Origin of the sequence: Alkalicoccus daliensis (assembly GCF_900103955.1) — a bacterium.
GTDB lineage: Bacteria > Bacillota > Bacilli > Bacillales > Salisediminibacteriaceae > Alkalicoccus > Alkalicoccus daliensis.
In genome coordinates this window covers 1-10,491 of the sequence record NZ_FNIL01000025.1, presented here as the reverse complement: position 1 = coordinate 10,491, position 10,491 = coordinate 1, and the positions used below count along the sequence as shown (strand labels likewise).

Below are 10,491 nucleotides of genomic sequence, written 5' to 3'. Positions count from 1 at the left end.
GAGAAGATGAGGTAGATAGGTCTCGGGTGGACGCGTGGCGACACGTGGAGCTGAGAGATACTAATCGATCGAGGGCTTAACCAAAAAAGCGTATTGTAAGGCACCGATTCCTTTACATATCCCGTTATCCAGTTTTGAGAGGGCAGCTCTCATAATGATACCGTCAGGTATCCATCAATCTAGTAGCGATAGCGGTGAGGTCACACCCGTTCCCATGCCGAACACGGAAGTTAAGCTCACCAGCGCCAATGATAGTTGGGGGCTCTCCCCCTGCGAAAGTAGGACGCTGCTAGGTACCCGGCACTTCATCTGCGGATGAAGTGCTTTTTTGTGTTCCCTGCATATTTAAATTTCATGATTAACTGTCCGTAGAAAGTGGAATAGGTAACGACGAGCCTGTGTAAAAAATCTCCTACATAAATCGAAATTGTTGCAGCTGAAAAAAATTTGGTTATAATAAAAGTATAGTCAAATATAGTCAAAGTCAGATTAACCGCTGATTAAATAAACGGGCGGGGACATCGACCATCTGCCTGGTAGATGAGGAGGGGGATGCGATGAGGAATATTTCCGACGTAATTGAGCAGTATTTAAAACAAATTATTGAAGGAAATGAGCAAGCGCTTATTGAAGTAAAACGAAGTGAGCTTGCGAACCAATTCGACTGTGTTCCTTCACAGATTAATTATGTTATCCGCACAAGGTTTACCGAAGAAAAAGGATATATTGTAGAAAGTAAACGAGGCGGCGGGGGATACATTCGAATTATTAAAGTAGAACTTGCAAGCGAAGGAGATTTATATGACCAGCTGATGCAGCTCATTGGTACTCACATGACCCAGCAGGCTGCCGTCAGTATGATTCAGCGGCTGGAAGAAGAAGGAGCCGTCAGCAAACGTGAAGCGAAATTGATGATGGCCGTAATGGACCGTGAAGTGTTAGCGATTCCGCTGCCGGCACGGGATCAGATTCGTGCGAGAACAATGCTCGCTCTGCTGAAAACCTTAAAGTATAAGATGACTCACTAAAAAGGGGGCTGGCCCAATGCTCTGTCAAGAATGTCAGGAAAGAGAAGCTTCGCTTCACTTTACGAAAATCATTAATGGAGAAAAAACAGAGTTTCATGTATGTGATGTGTGCGCAAAAGATAAAGGAGAGTATCTGCCAGGAGGCAACAGCTTCTCTATTCACCAGCTGCTTTCCGGGCTGCTGGATACAGGTCAGTCCTTTGCAAAGTCTTCTAAGCAGCATTCCAGACAACAGGCCAAGCCGGAACTTCAATGTAAAACCTGCGGCTTGACGTATAAAAAGTTTGCAGAAAACGGCCGATTTGGATGTGCGGATTGTTATCAATATTTTGATGAAAAGCTGGATCCGGTATTGAAACGAATTCACGGGGGCAACTCTGTACATGCTGGAAAAATACCAAAACGTAAAGGGAAAGACATGCATGTTTATCGGGAAATTGAAGATTTAAAAGCTGAAATGCAGAATCATATTGCAGCAGAAGAGTTTGAGGAAGCAGCAAAAATCAGGGATCAGATACGGTCCCTCGAAAGCTCCTTACACAAGAAGGGAGGGGATGTATCATGACTTTAAAGTCATTTATGAATGATGCCATCAGTCCCTGGATGAAAAATGAAGGACCTGAAGCAGATATTGCTATCAGCAGCAGGGTAAGACTTGCCCGCAATTTAGACAGCCTCCCTTATCCAATTATTGCTTCGGAAGATGATCTGAATAAAGTGATTGCTGAAACAGAAACCAAATTTTCTGCGCATGAACACGAAAAATTTGGTGCACTTTCTTTACTAAAGATGCAGGAACTGAGTGAAAATGAAAAAAGAGTACTCGTAGAAAAGCATCTGGTAAGTCCTCATCTAACCCGGGAGGGCCCTGCAAGAGGGGTGCTGCTCAGTGAGGATGAGTCCTTAAGCGTAATGGTAAATGAAGAAGATCATTTCCGGATTCAATGTTTATTATCAGGTTTTCAGCTGGAAGAAGGTTTAGCCTGTGCCAACGCCATGGATGACTGGATGGAGGAAACACTTGATTTTGCATTCGATGAAAAACGCGGATACCTTACTTCCTGCCCCACGAATGTGGGAACAGGCTTGCGTTCTTCCGTCATGATGCATCTTCCGGCGCTGGTATTAACGAAGCAGCTGAATCGTATTTTACCTGCCATCAATCAGCTTGGGCTGGTAGTCCGCGGTATTTACGGTGAAGGCAGTGAAGCGCTCGGAAACTTGTATCAGGTGTCCAACCAGACAACACTTGGGACGCCGGAAAAAGAAATTATCAAAGACTTAAGCAGTGTTGTTGCTCAGTTAATTCAGCATGAGCGGGCTGCAAGAGAACAGCTCTGGACAAATTCAAAAGATAAGCTGGAAGACAGAATTTACCGCTCATACGGGATTCTCTCCTACAGCCGGCGTATGGAAACCAAAGAAGCAATGGAACGCCTCTCTGATGTAAGACTGGGAATAGATATGGGTATTATCAAAGATGTACAGGGCAGTATTCTAAATGAATTGATGGTACTTACACAGCCTGGATTTCTGCAGCAGTATGCTGGAGAAGCGCTTAATTCCCAGGAAAGAGACTGGCGCCGCGCCGCATTAATCAGAGAAAGACTTACTTTAGAAGAGGAATCCCATGATGGAGGTGGAGAGTTATGATGTTTGGAAGATTTACAGAAAGAGCTCAAAAAGTATTAGCACTCGCCCAGGAAGAAGCAGCACGTTTAGGGCACAGTAATATAGGCACGGAACACATCCTGCTCGGTTTAGTAAGAGAAGGAGAAGGAATAGCTGCAAAAGCTCTCACAGGACTAGGGCTTGGCGCAGAAAAAATTCAGACAGAAGTAGAGAATTTAATCGGCCGCGGTGATGAAGTAACCAAGCAGATTCACTACACGCCCCGTGCGAAAAAAGTCATCGAGCTTTCTATGGATGAAGCACGGAAGCTCGGTCACTCCTATGTAGGAACAGAGCATATTTTGCTTGGGTTAATCCGTGAAGGAGAAGGGGTGGCAGCAAGAGTATTAAATAATCTTGGTGTGAGCCTGAACAAAGCAAGACAGCAGGTACTGCAGCTTCTCGGCAGCAGTGAATCCAATAATAACCAGCAGCAGAGTGCTGCGAGTGCCGCAAACGCAAGTACGCCTACGCTCGATGGACTGGCAAGAGACCTTACTGCCATTGCAAAAGAAGAGCAGATCGACCCTGTCATCGGGCGCGCGAAAGAAATTGAACGCGTAATTCAAATTCTCAGCCGCCGTACAAAAAACAACCCTGTTCTTATTGGAGAGCCGGGGGTGGGTAAAACCGCAATAGCAGAAGGACTGGCACAGCAGATCGTAAACAATGAAGTGCCGGAGATTCTGCGCAACAAGCGTGTCATGACGCTTGATATGGGTACGGTAGTTGCAGGTACGAAATACCGCGGTGAATTTGAGGACCGCTTGAAAAAAGTAATGGAAGAAATCCGTCAGGCGAATAACGTAATTCTTTTCATTGATGAGCTTCATACGCTGATCGGCGCAGGGGGAGCAGAAGGAGCGATCGATGCTTCCAACATTCTAAAGCCGTCTCTTGCAAGAGGGGAACTGCAGTGTATCGGTGCAACCACGCTGGATGAATATCGGAAGTATATCGAAAAAGATTCCGCTCTGGAACGCCGCTTTCAGCCGATCCAGGTGGATGAGCCGACACCGGATGAGTCAATTCAGATTCTCAGTGGTTTAAGAGACCGCTACGAAGCACATCACCGAGTAACTATTACGGATGAAGCAATCAAGTCTGCAGTGGAAATGTCGGACCGTTATATATCTGACCGCTTCCTTCCGGACAAAGCGATTGATTTAATTGATGAAGCTGGTTCTAAAGTGCGTCTTCGTTCTTATACTGCGCCGCCGAACTTAAAAGAAAAAGAACAGGAAATGGAAGAGCTGCGAAAAGAAAAAGATGCAGCTGTGCAGAGCCAGGAATTTGAAAAGGCAGCATCGCTCCGGGATAAAGAGCAGAAGCTTCGGGAAGAGCTTAATACACTGAAAAATGAGTGGAAAGAAAAGCAGGGACAGGAAAACTCCGAAGTTACCACAGAAGATATTGCTGCGGTAGTAGGAACCTGGACAGGCATTCCTGTAAGCAAGCTGGCAGAAGAAGAAACTGAGCGGCTGCTGCGTATGGAAGAAATACTGCACAATCGTGTGATTGGACAGGATGAAGCAGTAACTGCTGTTTCTAAAGCAGTGCGCCGTGCCCGTGCAGGACTGAAGGATCCAAAACGTCCTATCGGCTCCTTTATTTTCCTCGGACCTACCGGCGTCGGTAAAACAGAACTGGCACGTGCCGTTGCGGAATCTTTATTCGGAGATGAAGAAGCAATTGTACGCATTGATATGTCCGAATATATGGAAAAGCATACAACAAGCAGGCTTGTTGGTTCACCGCCGGGCTACGTAGGCCATGAAGACGGAGGACAGCTGACGGAGAAAATCCGCCGCAAGCCATATTCTGTTATTCTTCTGGACGAAATTGAGAAAGCACACCCGGAAGTATTTAATATTCTGCTTCAGGTGCTGGAAGACGGTTTCCTTACAGATTCCAAAGGACGCAGAGTCGATTTCCGGAATACAGCAATCATCATGACCTCGAACGTAGGGGCAAGTGTACTTCGTCAGGAAAAGAGTCTCGGCTTTACTGCCCAGCGCTCTGATGAGAAGTATAAGGACATGAAAGGAAAAGTAATGGGCGAACTGAAAAAATCTTTCCGTCCGGAATTCCTGAATCGTCTTGATGAAATTATTGTTTTCCATTCGCTTGAAAAGTCTCATATTAAGCAGATCGTGACATTAATGGCGAATCAGCTCAAGTCACGTTTGAAGGAACAGGGAATTGAATTTGAACTGACAGAAGCTGCAAAAGCGAAAATTGCAGATGAAGGTTTCGACCCTGAATACGGCGCCAGACCACTTCGACGGGCGCTGCAGAAGGAAGTAGAAGACCGTCTGTCTGATGAAATGCTTCGCGGAACAATCTCGAAAGGGAAAAAAGTGAAGCTTGGAATCAAAGAAGGCGAATTTTATGTAAGCACTGCAGAAGAAACAGTATAGGTAATAAGCGAAGAGAAGGAGACTTGTGCTCCTTCTCTTTTTTCTATAGAAGAAAGGCGAATTTCACGTAAAAGCGCCTGTGTCATGCTAAAATAAGAATTAGAGACTACAGTTGGAAGGAGAAAATTTATGGCCAAACAGAAAACAAAATTTGTATGCCAGGACTGCGGCTATGAGTCCACAAAATGGATGGGGAAATGTCCCGGATGCCATAATTGGAATACGCTTGTAGAAGAGATGCAGGCAGCTCCTGCTGCGAAAAGACGAGGCTTTGTTACATCTGACGGTCCGCGGAATGTAAAGCCGCAGCCGATTACAAAAATTGAACGGCATGAAGAAGCGAGAAGCAGTACGCATATTAATGAATTAAACCGCGTATTAGGAGGAGGTATCGTTCCCGGCTCGCTGGTGCTTGTCGGCGGTGACCCGGGAATCGGGAAATCCACCCTGCTGCTGCAGGTCTCAGCCATGCTTTCCACGAATAAAAAACGAGTTCTGTACATATCAGGGGAGGAGTCTGTAAGACAGACGAAGCTCCGTGCAGACCGTTTAGGAATCGAGGAAGACGAGCTATTTGTGCTGGCAGAGACAGATGTGGCTATCATTGAACGGGTAATCGATGAGGTCGAGCCTGCTCTGGTCATCATTGACTCGATACAAACGGTGCATCTGGAAGACGTGACGAGTGCTCCCGGAAGCGTATCACAGGTAAGGGAGTGTACTTCCGCGTTTATGCGCGTTGCAAAAACAAAGGGAATTGCAATTTTTCTCGTGGGGCACGTGACGAAACAGGGAGCAATTGCCGGTCCGAGGATTCTGGAGCATATGGTGGATACCGTCCTTTATTTTGAAGGAGATCAGCACCATACGTATCGTATTCTGCGGGCGGTGAAAAACCGATTCGGTTCTACAAATGAAATCGGCATTTTTGAAATGAAAGAAGGAGGGCTGGCAGAAGTATTAAACCCTTCTGAGATTTTCCTCGAAGAAAGATCAGCCGGTGCAGCGGGATCTGCGGTAGTGGCTTCGATGGAAGGCACAAGAACAGTCCTGGTGGAAATTCAGTCCCTCATTTCTCCGACCAGCTTCGGAAACCCCCGCCGGATGGCGACAGGAATTGATCATAATCGAATTTCCTTAATTATGGCGGTATTGGAAAAGCGGGTCGGCTTAATGCTGCAGAATCAGGATGCCTATATTAAAGTAGCCGGGGGAGTAAGGCTGGATGAACCGTCTATTGACTTATCCATTGCTGTAGCGATCGCTTCCAGTTTCCGGGATGTACCTACAGAAGCGGGGGATGTCATTATCGGTGAAGTAGGACTGACCGGAGAAGTACGGCGCGTTTCACGGATTGAACAGCGCGTAATGGAAGCGGCAAAACTAGGATTCACACGTGTTGTCGTGCCATCGAAATGTCTGGACGGCTGGAAAGCTCCATCCAATATTAAAGTAGTAGGAGTATCAACAGTAAGTGAAGCACTGGAAGTTACGTTAGGAGGAAAAAAGAGTGGAACCCCATCGTTTGAATTATGATGAAAATTTTATTAATGAAGTACTGCGGCTGGTAGCTCCGGGAACGGCGCTGCGCCAGGGGATCGATAACGTCCTGCGGGCGAATACCGGCGGATTGATTGTACTTGGTTACAATAATGAAATGATGAATATTGTAGACGGCGGATTTTTTATAAACACGGATTTTTCCCCGGCCTATCTTTATGAACTGGCGAAAATGGATGGAGCAATCATCTTAAGTGAAGATGGAAGCAGAATTCTTTACGCGAATACACAGCTTGTTCCGGAAAATACGATCGGTTCTACAGAAACCGGGATTCGCCACCGGACTGCACAGCGGGTAGCGAAGCAGACAGGGAACCTGGTGATTTCCATTTCCCAGCGGCGGAATGTCATCACCTTGTACCAGGGCCAGTACCGCTATGCACTGAAGGATATTGGTGTCATCCTTACGAAAGCGAATCAGGCAATTCAGACCCTGGAAAAATATCAGTCTGTCCTAGATCAGAGCATTACGAATCTGGGCGCCCTGGAATTTGAAGAGCTGGTAACCTTTACAGAAGTTTCACAGGTAATGCACCGGATTGAAATGGTGCTCCGTATAAAAGGAGAAATTTTAAACTACGTAAATGAACTCGGAGACGAGGGACGATTAATATCTATGCAGCTGGAAGAGCTGGTAATGAATACGGAGCAGGAAGCGCTGCTGCTGATAAAGGATTATATGAAAGAATCAGAACACAGCCCAAAGGAAACGCTGCGCAAGTTAAAGCGGCTGTCCAACGAGGAACTGCTTGATGACAATGTAATTGTAAAGCTCCTCGGATACAGCAAAATTGTGAATTTATCGGAATATCCCATTTCTCCGCGCGGTTACAGAATTTTAAATAAAATTCCTCGTCTTCCGGTCATGGTCGTTGATAATCTGGTGCATCAATTTGGTGAACTTTCCAGGATTCTCCGGGCTTCTGCAGAAGAACTGGATGAAGTGGACGGAATCGGAGAAGCGAGAGCGAAAAAAATTAAAGATGGACTGACACGGATTCAGGAGCAGTTGTTTATCGACCGGCACATTTAACAGCGGTGGAGGCTGCATCTTCTCTGCGTGACACATCATGTGATTAAATTGACAGACATTTTCTTCAGTGATAGTGTGAAAGCATGAATATGTAATTTTTTGTGAATTGCCTGCATACAGGCGCATAAAGCGAATTTTTGTCTATTATTTAATTATACAAGGAGGTGAAAAGATGCTTCATAAAATTGTGCAGCTGGTATTTATTTTTGTGGGAGGTGCACTTGGATATTTATTCATGCCGGAGCTTGTAAGCGCTCTGCCGTTTGATAATATTCCCGAGTGGGTAGTACACGAATTTTTCGGAGCCGTGCTAGGTGCAATCATACTATTTTTCTCATTATACTGGTTTACAGATAATATCGTTAACTTTATCCGATTCGTGGAAGATTCCCTTGTGAAATATCCAGTCACCGACCTGCTTTTCGGGACAGTCGGCCTGCTTATAGGTCTCGCTTTAGCATTTTTAATTACTGTCGCGCTGCAGAGTCTGGAGATGCCGATCGTCAGTTCCCTGCTGCCAATCCTGCTTACCCTGTTCCTCGGGTATCTTGGTTTCCGGGTAGGATTCCAAAAACGGGATGAATTGATTAATCTGCTGCCCGTGGGACGTTCCCAGGCAAAAGCAATCAAGCAGGAAGAAGAACAAAAAGCGGAAGAAAATCGCAGTTCCTCTAAAATAAAAATACTTGATACGAGTGTAATTATTGATGGACGGATAGCAGATATCTGTCAGACAGGGTTTATTGAAGGGACCCTGCTGATTCCGGAATTTGTGCTGGAAGAGCTGCAGCATATCGCTGATTCCTCTGACGTATTAAAACGCAACCGGGGCCGCCGCGGGCTGGATATTTTGAATAAAATTCAAAAAGAGCTCGAAGTGAACGTGGAAATTTACGAAGGAGACTTTGAAGAAATCCACGAGGTGGACAGTAAGCTGGTCAAACTTGCGAAAGTGCTCAACGGATTCGTGGTCACGAATGACTTTAATTTAAATAAAGTCTGTGACTTGCAGGGAGTAGCGGTATTAAATATTAATGACCTGGCAAACGCAGTAAAGCCTGTAGTACTTCCCGGGGAGGTAATGCCCGTACAGGTAATTAAGGACGGAAAAGAGCAGAATCAGGGTATCGGCTACCTGGACGATGGCACGATGATTGTAGTGGAAGAAGGCCGCAATTATATCGGGAAAACGATAGAGGTCATTGTTACCAGTGTGCTGCAGACATCTGCAGGACGGATGATTTTCGCAAAGCCGAAAGCACTGGAGAAAGCACTTTAAACAGATAAAGGACGATGGATATGCTTAGTTATCAGGTGGTGCTGCTTGCAGCTGGACAGGGTAAAAGAATGCAGGCCGGCCGGAACAAACAATTTCTATCGATAGCAGGGATTCCCCTTCTCATTCACACGCTGCGTGTGTTTGAGGAGGATTCGCTATGTAAAGAGGTCCTGCTCGTAGTAAATAAAAAAGAACGGGAAGAGATAGACGCTCTTTTGAAGGAATGGAAGATACAAAAGAAAATCAGATTGGTAGACGGCGGCAGAGAAAGACAGGATAGTGTATATGCAGGCCTTATGGCCGGAACCGCTGGAAATGCAAAGGAAGACCTGGTGTTTATCCATGACGCGGCAAGACCTTTTATCCGCCGGGAAGAACTTCATTTTCTCGCAGAAGAAACAGCGAAATCCGGTGCGGCTATTTTAGCGGTCCCGGTAAAAGATACGGTGAAAGAAGTAAAGGAAGGCACGATTACAAAAACAACAGACCGGTCGCTGCTATGGGCTGCACAGACACCGCAGGCATTTCGATATGAGGTAATAGTGGAGGCGCATGAATTTGCCAATCAGCAGAACCATATTGGAACAGATGATGCGAGCCTCGTAGAACACGCCGGAGGAACAGTGAAAATCGTACAGGGACATTATGAGAATTTCAAAGTAACCACACCGGAAGATCTGCTGTTTGCAGAGGCAGTCATCCGGCATCGTCAAGGAGGCAGAGCATGAGAATAGGACAAGGTTTTGATGTGCATCAATTAGTAGAAGGCCGGCCCCTGATTTTGGGAGGAATTACAATTCCGCATGAAAAGGGACTGCTTGGTCATTCAGATGCAGATGTACTTTTACATACAATCGCAGATGCTGCGCTGGGAGCGATCGGAGAAGGAGATATCGGCCGCCACTTCCCGGATACTGATCCTGATTTTAAGGATGCAGATTCAGGAAAGCTGCTTTCGCACGTGTGGAAGATCGTAGAAGAGCGCGGCTACAAGCTTGGAAACGTAGACTGTACCATCATGGCGCAGAAGCCGAAGATGGCTCCTTATATCCGGCAGATGCAGGAGCAGATCGCTTCGCTGCTGCACGCAGAGGCAGGACAGGTAAACGTAAAAGCAACGACAACAGAAAAATTAGGATTTACCGGCAGAGAAGAAGGAATTGCTTCGCAGGCAGTCATTCTTCTTGTTTCGAAATAAGCTGTATAAAATCAGGCGTCTTGAAAATCGCCTTGTCTTTATTTTTTATTGAGAGGAAGCTGAGAAGCTCGTCCGCGGCAGGTCAGCTGCAGCGAAGTTTTCTCTTATCGACAATGAGCATTAACAGAGACACTCATGCAAAATTTTTGCACCATGAAGTATGAACATTAATACTGCTGTGTAACGAAGGAGAGGACGCCCAAAGGACTAGCGCAGTTGGAGAATCCATTTTGGCGGACGTTCTTTCCGCCAAAATTAGTCGAGAACAAGCCCTTGGGCAAGCCTCTCCGAAAGTGAAGCAG

General features: G+C 46.0%; 9 protein-coding genes and 1 rRNA gene. All 10 read left to right on the top strand.

The annotated features are described in order from the left end of the window. Positions 1 to 178: 178 nt before the first annotated feature. The 10 genes from rrf to ispF all read left to right on the top strand — a co-directional run bounded on the left by rrf (position 179) and on the right by ispF (position 10,189). Positions 179 to 295 (top strand): 5S ribosomal RNA (rrf, locus tag BLP92_RS17785). Between the two features lie 262 nt (positions 296 to 557). Then, positions 558 to 1,028, top strand: a complete 471-nt coding sequence (locus BLP92_RS17780; protein ID WP_090844787.1) for a CtsR family transcriptional regulator — start codon at positions 558 to 560, stop codon at positions 1,026 to 1,028. Positions 1,029 to 1,044: 16 nt separating this feature from the next. Further along, positions 1,045 to 1,593, top strand: a complete 549-nt coding sequence (gene mcsA / locus BLP92_RS17775) for a protein-arginine kinase activator protein McsA (protein ID WP_090844786.1) — start codon at positions 1,045 to 1,047, stop codon at positions 1,591 to 1,593. Next, complete coding sequence (gene mcsB, locus BLP92_RS17770) at positions 1,590 to 2,681, top strand: protein-arginine kinase McsB (protein WP_090844784.1); 1,092 nt, start codon at positions 1,590 to 1,592, stop codon at positions 2,679 to 2,681. Before mcsA ends, mcsB begins: the two co-directional genes overlap by 4 nt. After that, positions 2,678 to 5,119, top strand: coding sequence for an ATP-dependent protease ATP-binding subunit ClpC (gene clpC / locus BLP92_RS17765; protein WP_090844782.1), 2,442 nt, complete (start codon positions 2,678 to 2,680; stop codon positions 5,117 to 5,119). Before mcsB ends, clpC begins: the two co-directional genes overlap by 4 nt. 129 nt (positions 5,120 to 5,248) lie before the next feature. Then, complete coding sequence (radA, locus tag BLP92_RS17760; RefSeq protein WP_090844780.1) at positions 5,249 to 6,655, top strand: DNA repair protein RadA; 1,407 nt, start codon at positions 5,249 to 5,251, stop codon at positions 6,653 to 6,655. Next, positions 6,630 to 7,712, top strand: coding sequence for a DNA integrity scanning diadenylate cyclase DisA (gene disA, locus BLP92_RS17755; protein ID WP_175444343.1), 1,083 nt, complete (start codon positions 6,630 to 6,632; stop codon positions 7,710 to 7,712). Before radA ends, disA begins: the two co-directional genes overlap by 26 nt. A gap of 172 nt (positions 7,713 to 7,884) precedes the next feature. Next, positions 7,885 to 8,991 (top strand): PIN/TRAM domain-containing protein, encoded by a 1,107-nt coding sequence (locus tag BLP92_RS17750; RefSeq protein ID WP_090844778.1) that lies wholly within the window; start codon positions 7,885 to 7,887, stop codon positions 8,989 to 8,991. Between the two features lie 20 nt (positions 8,992 to 9,011). After that, positions 9,012 to 9,719 (top strand): 2-C-methyl-D-erythritol 4-phosphate cytidylyltransferase, encoded by a 708-nt coding sequence (ispD, locus tag BLP92_RS17745; RefSeq protein ID WP_090844789.1) that lies wholly within the window; start codon positions 9,012 to 9,014, stop codon positions 9,717 to 9,719. Continuing rightward, positions 9,716 to 10,189, top strand: a complete 474-nt coding sequence (ispF, locus tag BLP92_RS17740; protein WP_090844776.1) for a 2-C-methyl-D-erythritol 2,4-cyclodiphosphate synthase — start codon at positions 9,716 to 9,718, stop codon at positions 10,187 to 10,189. The genes ispD and ispF overlap by 4 nt, the downstream gene beginning before the upstream one ends. Positions 10,190 to 10,491: the final 302 nt, after the last annotated feature.